The organism is Tolypothrix campylonemoides VB511288_2 (assembly GCF_045999855.1).
GTDB classification, from domain to species: Bacteria; Cyanobacteriota; Cyanobacteriia; order Cyanobacteriales; family Nostocaceae; genus Scytonema; species Scytonema bouteillei_A.
Genome location: NZ_JBFPMW010000024.1, coordinates 58,722 through 73,940 on the forward strand (window position 1 = coordinate 58,722; position 15,219 = coordinate 73,940).

General features: G+C 42.2%; 25 protein-coding genes and 1 pseudogene. 19 read left to right on the plus strand and 7 right to left on the minus strand.

Annotation, left to right across the window (positions count from 1 at the left end; translation table 11 throughout):
• Positions 1-16: 16 nt before the first annotated feature.
• Positions 17-1,381, plus strand: a complete 1,365-nt coding sequence (locus tag AB0756_RS39230) for an IS701 family transposase (protein ID WP_038093874.1) — start codon at positions 17-19, stop codon at positions 1,379-1,381.
• Here the strand turns inward: AB0756_RS39230 and AB0756_RS39235 are convergent.
• Positions 1,378-1,554, minus strand: coding sequence for a hypothetical protein (locus tag AB0756_RS39235; protein ID WP_162002240.1), 177 nt, complete (start codon positions 1,552-1,554; stop codon positions 1,378-1,380). The two genes, AB0756_RS39230 and AB0756_RS39235, sit on opposite strands and share 4 nt — an antisense overlap.
• Before the next feature lie 104 nt (positions 1,555-1,658).
• On the opposite strand from AB0756_RS39235, the gene AB0756_RS39240 reads away from it, so the two are divergent.
• Positions 1,659-1,907: a hypothetical protein gene (locus AB0756_RS39240; protein ID WP_153021486.1), complete on the plus strand. Its 249-nt coding sequence runs from the start codon at positions 1,659-1,661 to the stop codon at positions 1,905-1,907.
• A gap of 122 nt (positions 1,908-2,029) precedes the next feature.
• Here the strand turns inward: AB0756_RS39240 and AB0756_RS39245 are convergent, their stop codons facing one another.
• From AB0756_RS39245 to AB0756_RS39260, 4 genes are all read right to left on the minus strand, one after another.
• Positions 2,030-2,164, minus strand: a complete 135-nt coding sequence (locus AB0756_RS39245) for a hypothetical protein (protein ID WP_408037986.1) — start codon at positions 2,162-2,164, stop codon at positions 2,030-2,032.
• Between the two features lie 116 nt (positions 2,165-2,280).
• Positions 2,281-2,718 (minus strand): KGK domain-containing protein, encoded by a 438-nt coding sequence (locus AB0756_RS39250; RefSeq protein ID WP_038093877.1) that lies wholly within the window; start codon positions 2,716-2,718, stop codon positions 2,281-2,283.
• 451 nt (positions 2,719-3,169) lie between these two features.
• Positions 3,170-4,306 carry a hypothetical protein gene (locus AB0756_RS39255; protein ID WP_408104052.1) on the minus strand — a complete coding sequence of 379 codons (1,137 nt, stop codon included), beginning with the start codon at positions 4,304-4,306 and terminating at the stop codon, positions 3,170-3,172.
• A 5-nt stretch (positions 4,307-4,311) separates the two neighbouring features.
• The gene (locus tag AB0756_RS39260; protein WP_153021487.1) at positions 4,312-4,473 is read right to left on the minus strand and encodes a hypothetical protein; all 162 of its coding nucleotides are present in this window, start codon (positions 4,471-4,473) and stop codon (positions 4,312-4,314) included.
• Positions 4,474-4,601: 128 nt separating this feature from the next.
• On the opposite strand from AB0756_RS39260, the gene AB0756_RS39265 reads away from it, so the two are divergent.
• The 6 genes from AB0756_RS39265 (at position 4,602) to AB0756_RS39290 (ending at position 6,572) form a co-directional block, all read left to right on the plus strand.
• Positions 4,602-4,859, plus strand: coding sequence for a helix-turn-helix domain-containing protein (locus AB0756_RS39265; protein WP_050046049.1), 258 nt, complete (start codon positions 4,602-4,604; stop codon positions 4,857-4,859).
• Positions 4,860-4,882: 23 nt separating this feature from the next.
• The gene (locus AB0756_RS39270; protein WP_050046050.1) at positions 4,883-5,164 is read left to right on the plus strand and encodes a DUF5674 family protein; all 282 of its coding nucleotides are present in this window, start codon (positions 4,883-4,885) and stop codon (positions 5,162-5,164) included.
• 207 nt (positions 5,165-5,371) lie between these two features.
• Complete coding sequence (locus tag AB0756_RS39275) at positions 5,372-5,548, plus strand: hypothetical protein (protein WP_153021488.1); 177 nt, start codon at positions 5,372-5,374, stop codon at positions 5,546-5,548.
• Entirely contained in the window at positions 5,535-5,750 is a 216-nt protein-coding gene (locus AB0756_RS39280) for a hypothetical protein (protein ID WP_038093880.1), read from the plus strand. The genes AB0756_RS39275 and AB0756_RS39280 overlap by 14 nt, the downstream gene beginning before the upstream one ends.
• A 30-nt stretch (positions 5,751-5,780) precedes the next feature.
• Complete coding sequence (locus AB0756_RS39285; RefSeq protein ID WP_038093883.1) at positions 5,781-5,999, plus strand: hypothetical protein; 219 nt, start codon at positions 5,781-5,783, stop codon at positions 5,997-5,999.
• A 12-nt stretch (positions 6,000-6,011) separates the two neighbouring features.
• Entirely contained in the window at positions 6,012-6,572 is a 561-nt protein-coding gene (locus AB0756_RS39290) for a pyridoxamine 5'-phosphate oxidase family protein (protein ID WP_038093886.1), read from the plus strand.
• Here the strand turns inward: AB0756_RS39290 and AB0756_RS39295 are convergent.
• Positions 6,543-6,734, minus strand: a complete 192-nt coding sequence (locus AB0756_RS39295) for a hypothetical protein (RefSeq protein WP_137986380.1) — start codon at positions 6,732-6,734, stop codon at positions 6,543-6,545. The two genes, AB0756_RS39290 and AB0756_RS39295, sit on opposite strands and share 30 nt — an antisense overlap.
• Positions 6,735-6,892: 158 nt before the next feature.
• Between AB0756_RS39295 and AB0756_RS39300 the strand changes: the two genes are divergently transcribed.
• The 5 genes and pseudogenes from AB0756_RS39300 (at position 6,893) to AB0756_RS39320 (ending at position 11,637) form a co-directional block, all read left to right on the plus strand.
• Positions 6,893-8,275, plus strand: coding sequence for an AAA-like domain-containing protein (locus AB0756_RS39300; protein ID WP_408038081.1), 1,383 nt, complete (start codon positions 6,893-6,895; stop codon positions 8,273-8,275).
• Positions 8,268-9,305, plus strand: a pseudogene (locus AB0756_RS39305) (AAA-like domain-containing protein); the annotation flags it as partial. The gene AB0756_RS39300 and the pseudogene AB0756_RS39305, both read left to right, overlap by 8 nt.
• Positions 9,306-9,338: 33 nt before the next feature.
• On the plus strand, positions 9,339-10,568 hold the full coding sequence (locus AB0756_RS39310) for a CHASE2 domain-containing protein (protein ID WP_408104054.1): 1,230 nt from the start codon (positions 9,339-9,341) through the stop codon (positions 10,566-10,568).
• A 669-nt stretch (positions 10,569-11,237) separates the two neighbouring features.
• On the plus strand, positions 11,238-11,363 hold the full coding sequence (locus AB0756_RS39315) for a hypothetical protein (RefSeq protein ID WP_408037998.1): 126 nt from the start codon (positions 11,238-11,240) through the stop codon (positions 11,361-11,363).
• A gap of 133 nt (positions 11,364-11,496) precedes the next feature.
• Positions 11,497-11,637, plus strand: coding sequence for a CopG family transcriptional regulator (locus AB0756_RS39320; RefSeq protein WP_072040769.1), 141 nt, complete (start codon positions 11,497-11,499; stop codon positions 11,635-11,637).
• Positions 11,638-11,766: 129 nt separating this feature from the next.
• Here AB0756_RS39320 and AB0756_RS39325 read toward each other — a convergent pair whose 3' ends face one another.
• Entirely contained in the window at positions 11,767-12,120 is a 354-nt protein-coding gene (locus tag AB0756_RS39325; RefSeq protein ID WP_038072507.1) for a helix-turn-helix domain-containing protein, read from the minus strand.
• 400 nt (positions 12,121-12,520) lie between these two features.
• On the opposite strand from AB0756_RS39325, the gene AB0756_RS39330 reads away from it, so the two are divergent.
• From AB0756_RS39330 to AB0756_RS39355, 6 genes are all read left to right on the plus strand, one after another.
• Complete coding sequence (locus AB0756_RS39330; RefSeq protein WP_153021489.1) at positions 12,521-12,676, plus strand: hypothetical protein; 156 nt, start codon at positions 12,521-12,523, stop codon at positions 12,674-12,676.
• Positions 12,673-13,245, plus strand: a complete 573-nt coding sequence (locus AB0756_RS39335; RefSeq protein ID WP_050046054.1) for a MarR family transcriptional regulator — start codon at positions 12,673-12,675, stop codon at positions 13,243-13,245. The genes AB0756_RS39330 and AB0756_RS39335 overlap by 4 nt, the downstream gene beginning before the upstream one ends.
• Entirely contained in the window at positions 13,235-14,035 is an 801-nt protein-coding gene (locus AB0756_RS39340) for a hypothetical protein (protein ID WP_038072505.1), read from the plus strand. The genes AB0756_RS39335 and AB0756_RS39340 overlap by 11 nt, the downstream gene beginning before the upstream one ends.
• 3 nt (positions 14,036-14,038) lie before the next feature.
• Complete coding sequence (locus AB0756_RS39345; RefSeq protein WP_050046055.1) at positions 14,039-14,545, plus strand: hypothetical protein; 507 nt, start codon at positions 14,039-14,041, stop codon at positions 14,543-14,545.
• Positions 14,529-14,699: a hypothetical protein gene (locus AB0756_RS39350; RefSeq protein ID WP_153021490.1), complete on the plus strand. Its 171-nt coding sequence runs from the start codon at positions 14,529-14,531 to the stop codon at positions 14,697-14,699. Before AB0756_RS39345 ends, AB0756_RS39350 begins: the two co-directional genes overlap by 17 nt.
• On the plus strand, positions 14,696-15,219 hold a 524-nt coding region (locus tag AB0756_RS39355), incomplete at its 3' end, for a hypothetical protein (protein ID WP_408104053.1). The genes AB0756_RS39350 and AB0756_RS39355, both read left to right, overlap by 4 nt.

Below are 15,219 nucleotides of genomic sequence, written 5' to 3' on the forward strand. Positions count from 1 at the left end.
AACTAGTACCTGTGTTATGGTAGAGCCTCGTCAACCAATACCTACAGTCAAATTCATTGACGAGTACTGTCAAATTTATCAAAAATTATTTCCAGAGGTTAGAAGTTTTGAAGCTTTTAAATACCTGCACATGGGTATGATATCTGAAATAAAACGAAAAACTCTACCAGAAATAGCAAAAATTGTAGGGTTAGATAATCATCAACCATTACACCATTTTTTAACAGAATCACCTTGGGATGTTAAAAAATTACAGAAACAAAGATTAGAATTCATATTAGATATCCTCCAAAATCGTCCAATTATATTAATCATTGATGAAACAGGTGATAAGAAAAAAGGAAATAAGACAGATTACGTAAAACGGCAATATATTGGAAATTTAGGGAAAACAGATAATGGTATTGTTGCAGTTACAGCCTATGCAGTTCTATCGGGAATGACGTTTCCATTAATGTTTGAAATTTATAAACCAAGGGAAAGATTACAGCCAGGAGATAAATATTTAACTAAACCAGAAATCGCAGCGATAATGATGAGAAAATTAAAATCAATGGGATTTAGGTTTAATCTTGTTCTGGCAGATAGTCTATATGGTAAGCAGCGCGTTGGGCGGCTTTGCCGACTTGAAGCGACTGCGAACCCGGAGGGGGAGAGCGGTAAAAATTTTATAAGCGTGCTAGATGAATTAAATCTTAATTTTATAGTTGCAATTCGCTCAAACCATTCTGCGTGGGGCATAGCAGAAACCGAAGTTAAATATTCAGAGTGGCAAAGATTCAAGCGCGTTTTCTCTAACTTAAGTTCAGAAAATAGATTTATTAGAGAGATAATTTGTGGTCAAAATCAAGGAATTAGATATTGGCAAATAACCACTGATAAAGAAGCACTTCCAAAAAACACGACTTGGTATGTAATGAGTAAATACCCAGAAATTACACCGAGAGACGTTGGAAATTTTTATGGGTTAAGGACTTGGGTAGAATATGGTTTAAAGCAGAGTAAAAATGAATTAGGTTGGGCAGATTTTCGGGTCACTCATTATCCTCAAATAGAGAGGTGGTGGGAAATAGTCTGTAGCGCTTATTTAATGGTTAGTCTCCATTCTGAACAATTGCTCAAATTTCCACCACAATCTGAATCTAATTTCTCATCCCATTCCTGGTGGGATAAAGGAAACGGTTGGAATAATATTCTGAACAACCTCCGTTTGATACTTCAACCCTTTGTGCTATTCAATTTAATTAAACCTTGGCTAAAAGTCTTTACAGTTCCTAAGTTATCTGAAGGTTTTTTTCATCTCCAAATAATTGTCAATAACTTGACTCGTTCAATTTTTCAAAACTTCAATATCCCTTATTCCTATTTTTCCTCTGCCTAGAGTGACAAAAGAGGTTTATTTATAGTAATTGTTATATTTCCTGCATTTTGAGCAAAAGCAGAGGTATCAAAATAAGCCCAGAATCCACCAGTCAGTAGAAAAGTTGTCAACCACAACAGACCATACCAATTCTTACGGCTAGCTATCATCTTAATTACCTCTGGTCGAGACATAAAAATTCAGTAATTTATCAGCCAAATCTTGAAGTTTTACGCCGCTTTCAAAAGAAATCTTGACAATTCTCAATCAGTTTGTGACTTGGAGGAGGTGGTCAAAGATGCTACTACGCGATTGCACTCTATTAGCTAGCGATCGCATGAAGGCGCAAGCCGAAAGAGTGCTTATCGCGCAGCGCAAGCTGTACTCAGCTTATCGCATGAAGGCGTTTGGAGCGATCGCTCTCATCCAAAACCATTTCACTCAAGCAAAACTTTGCCCGTCACCTCTCAACTGTGCTAAAAAAGCATCCAACCTTGATGCACTCACAACTTCCCCCAGTACATTCCCCATTCTTCGCACCTGGTAAACACCCTCTCTAAGTTCTTGAAAATCCACAATTTGGACAAAAAGATAGCTGCTGCAAAAAGTCATCTCACTGTTGACTCATACGGCAAGGATTGTGTAGGCAAATCTCCATGTAACAATTTATCAATAACAAATGCCTGCGATCGCTGCGCCCAACACATCAACAACATGGCTTTCCCAGAACCAATAGACTGTAGCAACCACAGTGCGATTGAGCCACTCTCCCGACTGTAAGTTAGGAGAGTGGCTCAAAGTCATAAATTCAAGGCAATGTGCCGTTAAGCATACAATTATTGTTAGTATGCTTTAAATAAAGATTAAGTCCAAAATGTGACATACTCCCTAAGAAATACACTCAATATAACTTCCAACCTTTAAGTAAAGGTATTTGCGATTGTATTGTTGCTTATCGTTTTTCTAATATCATCTAAAAATGATTCAGGCTCATCAGGTTTATCGGGACAAAATTCTAAATCAACTTGAATCGGCAAGTCTCCCATCGATTTACTAACTTGGATTTTTAGCTTTCCTTCCTGCCAACCTTTGCCACCAATTCTAAGAATTTGGCAATTTTGGATAAAATGAAGTTGAATTTCATTTAATGCAATACATTCTTGACCAATAGAGGCTCTAGCGAATGTGTTAAAAACAGAACCCTGTGATAGTTTACATTGAAAATTATAAACTTCTCGACTTAATTTAATACCTATATCATGAGAGAGTAGTTCTTTTAATCTACTAATTTTAAAAGTATCTTGTTGTAAAAGAATGACATCATCATCACAGACCAAAGGTATAAATTTACTACTCATTATCAATATTTTGAATTTAGTTGAATTTTGAAATAATGCTAACTAAATTATATTTAGAGTCCCAAGAGAAATTTTACCTACACAAGTATAAAGATTGGGGCAAGCATCATTCACCCTTTGCTCCGTTATGCCCATACCCGCTATATAACAGCAGCAGTCTCGTCTGAGGGCGCGTTCTTATTAATAGAACCGCCTCCAATCAATTTATCGTTAAAAAAGTTTTTACTGATACCGTTTCTTTATGAAGATGCGCCAAATTTTCGCCCTTGTTTAAGCCAGGGTTTGGACTCTGGGAAAATAAAGCGCAGCCTCATATAGAATTGGTATGAGAGTTGTGGTTGCTAGGTAAAGAGTTAGCGCAATACGGCACCCATCCGTAATCGCTCGCTTATCGCATTTCCTACTCAATCCCAGTGTTTCCCTCAGAACTATGTTGAAGCGCAATTCCACCTCAAGCAAAACTTTGCCCGCCTCCCCGTAACTGTGCCAAAAAAGCATCCAGCCTCAATGCACTCACCACTTCCCCCAGTACATTCCCCATTCTCCGCACCTGGTAAACACCCTCTCTGAGTTCTTGAAAATCAACAATCAAACCTGCCTTCTTCGCCTCTTTTAGTTTCTTGACCTCAACTGGCATTAACGCTCTGACTCGCTTCTTCTCAACAGGTGTTAGCGCCTGCCATGCCTCTTGCTTGCAGTCTTCGCGAACGGCTACAGCCACTCTAATTTCTTCCCAGGTTGTAGCATTTTGAAACGTCTCAATTAACAACTCAACGGGAGATTGAGTGCAGTGCTCTGGTTTGGATTCAACAACAGCATCATCGTCTTCCATACAATCGTCTTTTTCCGGTGCAGGCTCGAAGGTCCATTCACCCTCAGTGTTAGCGTCTGTATTGTCCCCAACCCAAACTTCTTCTTCACTTGGTTGCTTAAAACTTTCTACCAACACCAATCGACCTTCTTTGTATGCCTGCCGCAATGCTATAGCCTCAGCCACAATACGCTGTGCCGTCAACCCCTCCTCATCCATCATCTTTTGCAAGGCAGTACCGGTTTGTTCGCCCTCCTGGTGAATGGGTGGAATTTGACAATATCTCCCACCATTCTTCGTCCGCCGCCAGATGCTTGCTTGTTCTTGTTTTGGTTCTTTGGGTTGTCGTTGCTGGGCAATGAGTTCCCGCACGGTAGATTGGTTAATTTCTGTTAGAGAACGCAGTTGGTCGATAACGCTTTGGTACTTTTTGGGATTGTTGGCCAAACGGAAGAGAGTCGCTGGCTCGATTTTTGCTAAATCTTGACTGGCAAAGTGCCCGAACGCTTCAGCCACTTTTAAGTACTTCCGGTCTTCATTCTTCCAACCGCGCTGCAATAGCCACTTTTTATACTCACTTTTGGATAAGTGCTCTTTTTGTTGGGCGAGCATCATGGCGTGGACCAGGATGTTTTGGCTGGCAAGAGCAAGGTTACCGAAAGAATTCTCGGGAGTTTCCGGCGCTATAGCGTTAGCTTGGGCTTCGATATATTGGTTGAGTTCTCGTTGAGCAAGAATCTGTTCGTTCGGTGCAAGAGCTTGAAGTTGTGGCATCATAGGATTTAATTTAGGTTTTTGTAAAGGGCGATCGCATTTTGACTGGTGTCAGAGCGATCGCCTTTATTATTTCTGAACCAGAAGAACGTTGAGAGTTCTTTACAGAGGTTTAAAATCCATCGAATATTTGTTCCTAGGAACGAGTTGGGATTTAATCCCACAGACATAACTCTGTTAAAAGTCTTTTTTTATTGTACCATTACTTATTACGTTTCACGTGACGCGAGAAACGCATTGCGTGTAAAAAGTCGAAATCGGGACTAGGATTTAAGAAAATGAATGGAGACGTAACGTTATGAATTGGATGCAAGTCACACTACAAGTCAACCTACCAGACCTGGGCAGTAGAATTAGGAAGGCCAGAGAAGCTAAAAAACTAACACCCACTTGGGTTGCGGCTCAAGCTGGAATGAGCGTAGCCAATCTCTACCGTATAGAAAGTGAGGATGCTAAGTCTTTACCACGAGAGACATTACGGAAATTGTCCGAAGCGATTGGAACAGACTTTGACGCTGAAGTTAAAAATGCTCTAATGGCAGAGTTAAATTTATGATTTAGCTCTATGAGGAAAATATATTGATTCTCATCATACGGACTCGCGCCACTCCCGAACAGATGGAACAAATGCTAGAAGAGCTAAAGTTCTATATTAAGTTAGCAGTCGATATAGATCGCTGCATCTTGGCTGGAGGAGCTGATATGCATTACTTCTGCGAACAAGCTTTACTTGAGGATGGCAGATCTCAACAAAACATTTGGGGAGCGGGATTTATGCCAACGAGTCAAAAAATCACTTATGACTCCCTCATAAATATTCGCCCCCGCCAAAACCGTTCAATGGAGGTACTTGACCGCTAATTAAAATCTAGAGAAATCTGAGTATACGTAGATTGACTACGGTGACGAGTTTTTCTAGATCTAGATACAGCAACGGTTACTGTATCGTTTCCCGTTGGAATTGCACCAACCTCGAAAAGTTCCAATTGAATTGGGTTGCCCAGATGTCCACACTGACCTACGGAACTTCGCGAAAGTCTGTATTTTATCGAATGGACTGCTCCCGAGATGGAGATTGACCGGGCTTATGAGTTAGTGGAATTAGGACGAGCCTTAGCGCATTGGTCGTTTCATTGGGAAAAAATTTGGTCTGACACCACAGCCAGAAACCAGGTAGCTGTCGAAGCTAACTCTTTATCGCAAAAAGTTTTAGAGATGTCGGGTTTGTTAGGTGCGGCATCTTGAGAAAAGTGCTGATATCAGGGCGCGAGGTAACTTACACAGCGGGCGATCGCTCCCTTTCGCTTCGAGCGATCCGAACCAATTGGTTGATACCAAAATGGCCTTCGCAACTCCCGTGCCCGCAGAGTGCGATCGCACGGCTTCCCCCATATTTGCCCGGATTTTTCCAAAGCAGGCAGTTAAAAACAACTTAAAAAACGTATAATAAAGCCTTTGCTTTTACAAGAATACCATCATGAAGCAGAGCATTATTAAAATTTCGACCCCAGCACCAAAAGTCCAAGCCCAGCCCGGTTTACCCGAAGCTGACCAAACAAGCTTGCCAGAAGAATTACCAATTGAACCAGAATCCATAGATATGTACCAAGCAGTGTCAAGAAGCTATACCGTTAGTTCGGGCGGTTGGAAACCATCCGATATTTTGCGAGAAATTAGACTGGATAGTTTTGAATAACGAATCTTTTGTATGGAAAGCGCAGCCGAAACTAATAAATGGGTCAGCACAATTGATTCTAAAAACCCGGAAGTTATAGCAAAAGCTCAACGCATTATTGTCAGTAACATTTATTACACGCTCCCAACTTGCTCTGTGGATGGTGTTCCTTGGGCATCACCCGTCTTTTTTGCGTATGATGAAAAATTAAACATTTACTGGTCTTCAGCCATAACATCCAATCATTCACAAAACATCTACCACAACAAAGGACGCGTGGCAGTTGCCATCTTTAATTCCAGCGTTTCAGAGGGTACGGGTGAAGGACTGTACTTTTACGGGACTGCCTCAGAACTGGGTTCGGAACGAACTCCCCAAGTGATGCAACTGCTCCTACACCGAACTGGCAAACAACTGATAAGGACTCCAGAGGATTATTTGGATGAATCTCCCCGGCGCATCTACCAATTTCAGCCGCAATCTGCCTGGGTGACAGGGGAGCGTTTGCCAGTTGGCAGCCCGAACCGATTGGTCGATACTAAAATTCAGATAAACGTGTCAGATTTACAATTGGCGTTCCAGAACCCAGCCTGAAGCCAGTGCGATCGCTTTGCGCTCTGCATAGCGGCAGATTGCATTGCGGATGGGTGCCGTATCGCCAGCCCGTAGCTTCAAAATGCGTAGTAAGTATAACCTACTAGAAAATTCAATTATCCCTACATCAACAGTTATCGGCAGGGGGATAATTGGCAGCACATTTCTTTTCAACTTAAGTATAGGCGAATAAGAAATGCGATAGCGATCGCCACCCATCCACAAATTAGAGGAGCGAGCGCTTGCACCTCATAACCCAACCTGCAAATTTTCTTGAAAAACTGTTTTACACTCAATACACGTAGTAGTTAGCACCTGCAATAGAAGCAGAAATTTCTCAAGCCGATTTTCTCATTGTCTTTCTTTCTGCTCGGTCGGTCCACAGCGAGATGGTAGAGTGGGAAATTCGCAAAGCCCATGAACTGGCGCAAGTGCGGGGTGGATATCCTGCAATTATGCCAGTGCGATTGGCATATCGAGAACCGTTCCAGTATCCCTTAAATGCATACCTGGACACTATCAACTGGGCTTTCTGGCAAGGCGAGGCGGATACATCACGATTGATTGGGGAGTTGATAGAAGCTATTGCTGGGGGCAAATTAAGTCTTGGGGAAAAAGAAGTTAAAGCACAGCTCGTTCAAATTAGCGATCGCCATTCAACTCTAGCGAGTCCTTTTCCTTCCGCACAACCAGTCACGCTGGAAATGCCAGAAGGCACAATGGACTGTGAATCAAGGTTTTACATAGAACGTCCATCGGATGCGGTTGCACTGCAAACAATCCGACAAAAGGGAGTCACGATTACTATAAAAGGAGCAAGACAGGTCGGGAAGAGTTCTCTGCTGATTCGGACAATGAAAGCTGCGGAGGATATAGGAAAGCGGGTTGCTTTTCTAGATTTTCAACTGTTCGACAAAGCCGCCTTGGAGGATTCAGAACTTTTTTTCCGCCGCTTCTGTTTCTGGTTAACGGATATTCTGGAAATGGAAGACCGAGTTGAGGAGTATTGGAAAGCTCCTTTGGGAAACAGCCAGCGCTGCACCCGGTATATGCAAGGCTACATTTTAAAAGAATTGGGCTGTCCCGTCGTTTTAGCCATGGATGAAGTGGATAAGATATTTAGCGCTCAATTCCGCAATGATTTCTTCTCCATGTTGCGGAGTTGGCATAACTGCCGTGCCACCATGCCGATTTGGAAACAACTCGATCTCACCCTGGTTACCTCCACCGAACCCTATCAACTGATTGACGACCTCAACCAATCACCCTTTAATGTTGGGCAGACGATCGCGCTCGAAGATTTTACCCCCGAACAGGTAACAGACCTCAACCACCGTCACGGCAGACCTCTCAATTCCAACGAAGAATGGCGATTGATAGGGCTGTTGGGCGGACATCCTTATTTAGTCAGACGGGCGCTTTATCTGGTTGCCAATCGGTTAGTTTCCCCCGATGAGTTGTTTGCCAATGCAACTGCGGATAACGGTTGCTTTGGCGATCACCTGCGCCATCACCTTTCCCTATTGCATGGCAAAACAGAATTAATTCAAGGTTTGCTAGAGGTGATTCGTCAAAATACCTGCACGGATAAACGTATCTTTTGGAAATTGCGGGGTGCAGGTTTGGTGCGGGAAGAAGGACGCATAGTGCAACCGCGCTGTCAGCTTTATGCTAATTATTTTCGGGAGAATCTGCGTGAGTAAACCAAGTATCTACACTGTAGGTGGCACCGTTCAAGCTGGTGGAGGAATTTACATTTCCCGTCAAGCTGATGAGGAACTGCACTCGCTATGCCAAGACAGCAAATTTGCTTACGTCCTCACCTCACGCCAGATGGGAAAATCCAGTCTTATGGTGCGGACTGCCCAACGTCTGACTGAAGAAGGAATTCATTCAGTAGTTATTGATTTGACACAAGTAGGAACGCAGGTCACAGCCGAACAATAGTATTTGGGGCTACTAACAATTATTGAAGGAACCCTGTCGTTAGATACAGACGTGGTGCAGTGGTGGCAGCAACACTCTCACCTAGGCTTCACCCAGCGATTGACTTTATTTTTTCAGAAAGTTTTGCTAGCTGAGGTCTTATCACCTATAGTCATTTTTGTTGATGAAATTGATACCACTCTTAGCCTTGATTTTACAGATGACTTTTTTGCGGCTATTCGCTACTTTTACGTTGCTCGCGCACAGATAGCTGAGTTTCACCGCCTCTCATTCGTGTTGATTGGTGTTGCGACTCCAGGAGACCTGATCCGCGACCCCAAACGAACACCATTCAATATAGGTCAACGTCTTGACTTGACTGATTTTACTTTTGAAGAAGCAAAACCGCTAGCTGAGGGTTTGGGGTTGCCAACCGATAAAGCACTACAGGTGTTACAGTGGGTGATGGAATGGACGGGAGGACATCCATACCTAACACAGCAACTTTGTAGCATTATTAGCCAGCAAAACAACAAAAATTGGTCAAAAGCTGATATAAACCGTGTAGTCAGCGAAGCTTTCTTTGGTGCTATGAGCAAGCGAGACAATAACTTACAGTTTATACGGGATATGTTAACCAAACGAGCACCCGATATATTAAAGGTTTTGACTGCGTACCAACAAATTCTTAAAAGTAAGCGTCCGGTTTTTGATGAAGAGCAATCATTAGTTAAATCCTACTTAAAACTTTCAGGAATTATACGTTGCCAAAATTCCGTGTTAACAGTACGCAATCAAATTTATAGAGAAGTCTTTAATAGTAGTTGGATTCAAGAGTACTTGCCAACAAAATTATCACTCCAAAAAAAACTTATTATAAGTTTATCTACAACAGCTTTTATTCTTGGAATCAGCGAACTCTTGCTTCAAACTTGGGAATTAAAAGCATATGACCAAATGTTACGGTTGCGTTCTCCAGAACCAATGGATTCGCGTTTGGTGCTAGTGACAGTCACTGAAGATGACGTTCGGAAACAAAAATGGCCTTTATCAGATAACACGCTTAACGAGTTATTGGCAAAGCTACAATCATATCAACCGCGCATTATTGGAGTAAATTTATACAGATCGGAACAAGAAAATTTTGCATCAGGTTTAAAACGGCGAGATAATATTATTAGTGTTTGTGCATTCAGCAGTGTAGGAACTCAGGAAATTGCGCCTCCTCAAAATTTATCTATAAATAACGTAGGATTTACGGATTTAGTAACAGATGATGATGGGATTGTTCGTCGAAGTTTGCTATTTGCTCATTCTGAATACGACAAAAAATGTACAACAGCCACATCATTTGCTACAGTACTGGCAATGAGTTATCTGGAAAAAGAGGGTGTCGAACCTGATTTTCCAGATAAACAAAACATGATATTGAGCCATACCAAAAATCGCACGTTAAAAGCACATTTTAAATCTTTAACAAGTGATGCAGGTGGTTATAAAAAGATAGATGCGGGTGGCTATCAAATTATGCTAAATTACCGCCATCCGGATCGCCTTGCACCAGAAGTTACTCTTACACAAGTATTAACCGGATCTGTAGATCCCAAGTTATTCAAAGACCGTCTGGTGATTATTGGTACGAAAACCCCCAGCCTTCATTCTGGTTTTTATACCCCTTATAGTGCATTACCAGACCAACCCGCAAGAATGTCGCCTGCTTTAATTCACGCACAGACAACCAGCCAGCTAATAAGTGCAGTGCTCAATGGGCGTCCCCAGATTCAATACCTTCCTGAGGCGACCGAACTAATGTGGTTGTATATTGCTGCATTGGTGGGGACTGTATTATCGGCGCAAGTGCGGCATCCATTACGGCTGGTGCTGCTAGAAGGTATTGCTTTGTCTGGTTTCGTGGGAGTTGGTTTCGGTCTTTTCCAACTAGCAGTGTGGATACCAATAGTGTCACCAGTATCTGTCTTAGTCATTAGTAGTATTTCCGTAAAGATTTACACATATGTAGAACCAAGGCTAATCAAAAAGTATTTGCGATCGCACTCCACAGGCAACTAAGGCAATCGCTCTACCCCGTTTAGATAAGCATTACTTAATACCCGATAGGATTTGTCAGACCGAATATCAAATGCAAGCTTGTGAAGCTTAAGCCTGAGCGTGATACGGCACCCATCCGTCAAGAGCGATTCGCATTTCCTACTCGATCCCAATGTTTCTCTCAGAAGTATGGTGAAGTATAATCCCCATGGCGTTTCATCAATCAGCTTGAAGTATAAAACTTAGGTGCGATACTGCTCTTCGGCGATCGCAAATCGCCAGCTCGCGAATGCTCAAACAGGATATACTATCAAATTTCTTCAATACTGAGTTTAAATAACACATAAAAGCTTCAGTATTATAATTTATAATAACCAGTATATTTATCAATTTAAAAAGACTAAAATCCTACCAAGCCAACTCTAAGTAGGGGTTTTTCTAGAATTTAGCACGACTCTGAGATGTATTAATTTTTACTTATAGCTCAATTTCCTTTGTTAACTCTTGCTTGGCTTGTGGATTGTACGTTCGGCCTTGCAACCTCATAACTCATTCCAAACCCTTACACTAACTACCACCGAGCGATCGCAATTCTAAAATTGAGCGCGGCATGAGAATTTTGTTAATTATACTTTTAGAAAGATGCAAAGTTTGCAGATGCATGCATTAATAGTACAAATCAAAAATATTATGACTATCAAAATCACTCATTTGTCTAAAGCAAATGAAGGCGTAAAAGTTTTTGCACTTGCACCCAACAACAAACCGCGATCGTACCTTCATAAAATAGGTATCCGTATTTCTCCAGCCATTTAGAGTAAGCAAGAACATTTCCAGCAAAACTACAATCCCTACTACCTCTAAAAAAGATAAGTATTCTCACTCTTTTTGTGACAGTTTAGATGATTGATATTTAGAGAAGTATTGTACAAATACATGGGGGGAAACAATGAATAAAAAATGGGCTGTTAAGAGACTGACAATCAATCTTACTACGGGCGAGGCGGAGAAGCTAGAAAAGTACTGCTCTGCAAATGGAAGACCGGCAACGGATGTAATTCGGGAATTAATTCGTACCCTTTCTACTTAAGAAAAAAAAGCTAATAAAAGTCGTTGAAAAGAGAATCAAACTCAATAACCACATAAAAAAACAATTTAAAATATCAAACACAATCGACTTTGTAGCGACAAGCCAAATTTCGCACCACTGAAACACTAACTATACAGCTAGCATTTCGCTCGAGCGATCGCTAGTTCCACTATTGTTAAGCCAACAGTCAGCTATCACTCTCAGCACCAAAGCCTGCTCTTCCCTTGATGCGTGAGCCAACAATGGAAGCACGGATTCCAACTTTGTTTCCGGGCTAAAACCGAGCTGTGCTTGAGCTATTTGACGTTGGCTCTCAGGCAGTACGTTGAGAATGCTGAAATAGTTTTCTGCCTTCAAATCCGATTTTCCGTCCAGAAACTTGCTCAGAGTACTTTCGTGAATACCTACTCTGTTTGCAATTTCCCTGGCCGTCATGCCACTGTTTTTGATTGCCTGGATCAGTATCTGTTGATGCTTCTTCATCTTTTGTAACAGGGAGAGGGACTTGCTTTTTTTCAAGTAGTTGAATATTATCAAGAATGGTAATAGAATGCAACCACAAGTAGTTGAATTCGACAGTAGCAAACAAGCCTTGTAAGCCTGTCAGTTACTCCATACTTGAAGAAATTGCCTTCAATTAATATCACGGATTGAAGACAAAACAAGCAAAACAAACATAATACTATGAATTGTCGCACATTTTTTACGGTATTGCCCATATCTACATGGGTGAATGCCAGATTTTGCTATGGGGGTTTTCTAAAGAATTACACCATTACCAATAGGTAAGACAATTTTGCGCTGCTTTAAGTTCCCAAAAAACAAATCACCCCTAGTCGTTGGTACTTGTAGGGGGAATCTATAAACTTATCTATCCTCAATTATGCCAAAAAAACACAGTCGCTGTAGCACTCGTGCAAAAATTCAAGGTAAATTTCATTTGCTTCAATGTGAAGAACAGTTGAAGGATTTAGTAAAAGTCCAAGCAACCTGCTCGGAGTTTGGCATTGCTGTCACCTTTGAGGAGGTGAGTCAATGAAATCAGAGAAAAAACCCAAAACTCTTCTTCATCTTCGCCTCACTACTGAAGACTGGGTGGAGTGTTTCAGAGAATTGACTAGAGCAGAGCTAGGTGTACTGTATTACATTCGTACCAAAGACCCCTATGGCGATCGCAACCTTGAGATTGATTGCGGTGACTTAGGAAAACTGCTTGGTATTCACCGTACTAGCGTTTCTAGAGCGCTATATGCGCTTGTGCAAAAGGGATTTCTTGATAGCAAGTATGGTCAAGCAGCAAGTCGCGATCGTATCGAGCACCAAATACGCGATCGCCTCAAAGCCGAACTGGGCGGTCAAACTGAAGTAGTTACCGCTGTTGGTCGTATCGATTTACTTACTGCTACCGAAGTTATCGAAATCAAGAATATTGATGACTGGAAGGAAGCTTTAGGCAAGATTTTAGCTTACTCAGCCTTCTTTCCAGAACATAGCAAACGCATTCACTTGTTTGGAAAACCAGACTTAACAAAGCTGGCACGCTTCTCAGCAACCTGCTCGGAATTTGGCATTACGGTAACTTTTGAGGAGGTTTTGGGTGAATATTAACAGCAAGTTTTATCCTGTTACCTCTGAAGTTTCTAGAATACTGCGTTCGGCAAAATTAACAGCTGCTGAATGGAGGATATGGAGCTACTTAATAGAGATTGAGCCTTGGGGCGACGCTTACCAAGACATTAGTACACTGACAGTCATGCAAGAGTGCGATGTAAGCAAGGCTACATACTATAGAGCGTTGGCTAAGTTTCAGGAACTGGAATTGTTTGATTTTCAAGACAAGGGTATCAGTATTCGCAATCTCAAAGGTGTATCCAGTCTCAAAAATGAGACAGCAGTCTCAAGAATGAGACAGCAGTCTCAAGAATGCGACAGCGGTCTCAAAAATGAGACAGCAGTCTCAAAAATGAGACAGCAGTCTCAAGAATGCGACAACCAGCGCTCAGAACCCTTACCAAACAACGCTTCTACAGTTCCTCAGACTATTCAGACTTATTCAGACTTTAAAAAATCTCTCTCAGACAGCGAGCGAGAGAACTTTGAAAAATTTGTTAGGGAAGAATATTACAAAGACACGGGCAAGAAAATCAGAAGTTTCAACTCTTTCATGGGCAACGACCATTTTCAAGAGTGGCTCGAGATCTGGAACAATCGCCCGGAAGCTGTATTCGCTATCGCAACCGACAAATGGCGCAATCATCCCCAGTTTGAGAACTGGTTATCCGAGATTGAACGAACCAGGAACCCATTTGAATTTGCCGGGAGCGACAAAGAAAAGCAATCGTTTATTGATTGGTGTTGGGAGACCAAACAATACAGCTGGCTTAAAGAGGAGGGCTAATAGATGGACTTTGACTTTGAATTTGAGCCACTAGAACCCGCGCCAACTCGCACGGAAGAAGAGTGCGATAAAGAAATTTGGCAACCCCGGTGGAAGTGCTTCTGTTGCCAGGATACGGGCAAAATACAGCCTTTACTGGTTCAACGAGTTATTCCAAAGTACAACTACGATCGCGATCGCTTGCCTGTTTGCCAGGTGTGCAGTAAAGGAAGAGACTGGCTGCACCTAAAAGATGAAGGCATTATTGACACAAGAATCAGCTTCGATACTTGTAGAAAGCTGGATATCATGGCCCGCGAAGAGTGGAAGCGCACGACTCTTCAGTGGTTTGAAGTAGCGCAAAAGCGCGTCGAGGAAGGAACGACTGAAATTGCTCAAAAACAAAACTTGCGCTCTAGATCTCGAACACAGGCTGAAGTTGCCCTAGCACAGCACAAACATTCCTTAGCTAGAGGTGATTGGGAAGAAATTAAAGAAGAGGAGGAGATTGAGGATGAATTGCGCGAATGAAGGCATTATTTTGCCCCTACCTGACTTGAATTGGTGGCAAGTGACCACTCCAATCGCCGCTGTGAGATTTCACTTACAGGAAGGGAGATACGAACAGGCTGCAATTATCGCGACTCTTTATGGTATTTCGCTGGCTGAGGAGTTAAAACCATGATTGCCACCATAACCGAACCTCAATGGTTTATCGTTCGCGGTTGGCTGGATAACCAAGAGTGGGGAGACGAACCACCAGACCCGGATGACTTGTGGGCGGTAGGCGATCGCGTTCGTTTGAGGAACAGCACTGTAGAAGGAACCGTTTTGCTCAATGAAAATCAGCCATTTTTAGGCAGTTATTTGCCCTATGTGTTGGTTCAGTGGGATAACAAATCGTTTTCTGTTCCCATTGAGCCTGAGTTACTTGTAAGACTGACTCGCTTGATTCCACCGGGGCTTACGTGGAAAGCCTCACAAAGTTTCAACGATGTAGGAGATGAGCCAGAACCACATCTAGATGATATTTTTACTTTCTCAAGTGATATCCCCCCATCTGTTAAAGTTGAGGATAAAACACTTGATTTAACGGAACCAGAGACAGTACTAATGGTTGAGGATTTAACCGTTAGTACTCGTGTGGAGCAACCCAAGTTAGAGACAGTACTAATGGTTGAGGATTTAACCGTTAGTACTCGTGT

Excerpts from the sequence above, each read along its gene's own strand:
- AB0756_RS39325 (WP_038072507.1), bottom strand. The coding sequence starts at position 12,120 with ATGAAGAAGCATCAACAGATACTGATCCAGGCAATCAAAAACAGTGGC.
- AB0756_RS39240 (WP_153021486.1), top strand. The coding sequence starts at position 1,659 with ATGCTACTACGCGATTGCACTCTATTAGCTAGCGATCGCATGAAGGCG.
- AB0756_RS39285 (WP_038093883.1), top strand. The coding sequence starts at position 5,781 with ATGAAGCAGAGCATTATTAAAATTTCGACCCCAGCACCAAAAGTCCAA.
- AB0756_RS39350 (WP_153021490.1), top strand. The coding sequence starts at position 14,529 with ATGAATTGCGCGAATGAAGGCATTATTTTGCCCCTACCTGACTTGAAT.
- AB0756_RS39230 (WP_038093874.1), top strand. The coding sequence starts at position 17 with ATGGTAGAGCCTCGTCAACCAATACCTACAGTCAAATTCATTGACGAG.
- AB0756_RS39260 (WP_153021487.1), bottom strand. The coding sequence starts at position 4,473 with ATGTCTGTGGGATTAAATCCCAACTCGTTCCTAGGAACAAATATTCGA.
- AB0756_RS39290 (WP_038093886.1), top strand. The coding sequence starts at position 6,012 with ATGGAAAGCGCAGCCGAAACTAATAAATGGGTCAGCACAATTGATTCT.
- AB0756_RS39275 (WP_153021488.1), top strand. The coding sequence starts at position 5,372 with ATGGAGATTGACCGGGCTTATGAGTTAGTGGAATTAGGACGAGCCTTA.
- AB0756_RS39335 (WP_050046054.1), top strand. The coding sequence starts at position 12,673 with ATGAAATCAGAGAAAAAACCCAAAACTCTTCTTCATCTTCGCCTCACT.
- AB0756_RS39315 (WP_408037998.1), top strand. The coding sequence starts at position 11,238 with ATGACTATCAAAATCACTCATTTGTCTAAAGCAAATGAAGGCGTAAAA.
- AB0756_RS39345 (WP_050046055.1), top strand. The coding sequence starts at position 14,039 with ATGGACTTTGACTTTGAATTTGAGCCACTAGAACCCGCGCCAACTCGC.
- AB0756_RS39250 (WP_038093877.1), bottom strand. The coding sequence starts at position 2,718 with ATGAGTAGTAAATTTATACCTTTGGTCTGTGATGATGATGTCATTCTT.
- AB0756_RS39265 (WP_050046049.1), top strand. The coding sequence starts at position 4,602 with ATGAATTGGATGCAAGTCACACTACAAGTCAACCTACCAGACCTGGGC.
- AB0756_RS39245 (WP_408037986.1), bottom strand. The coding sequence starts at position 2,164 with ATGACTTTGAGCCACTCTCCTAACTTACAGTCGGGAGAGTGGCTCAAT.
- AB0756_RS39235 (WP_162002240.1), bottom strand. The coding sequence starts at position 1,554 with ATGTCTCGACCAGAGGTAATTAAGATGATAGCTAGCCGTAAGAATTGG.
- AB0756_RS39255 (WP_408104052.1), bottom strand. The coding sequence starts at position 4,306 with ATGATGCCACAACTTCAAGCTCTTGCACCGAACGAACAGATTCTTGCT.
- AB0756_RS39330 (WP_153021489.1), top strand. The coding sequence starts at position 12,521 with ATGCCAAAAAAACACAGTCGCTGTAGCACTCGTGCAAAAATTCAAGGT.
- AB0756_RS39320 (WP_072040769.1), top strand. The coding sequence starts at position 11,497 with ATGAATAAAAAATGGGCTGTTAAGAGACTGACAATCAATCTTACTACG.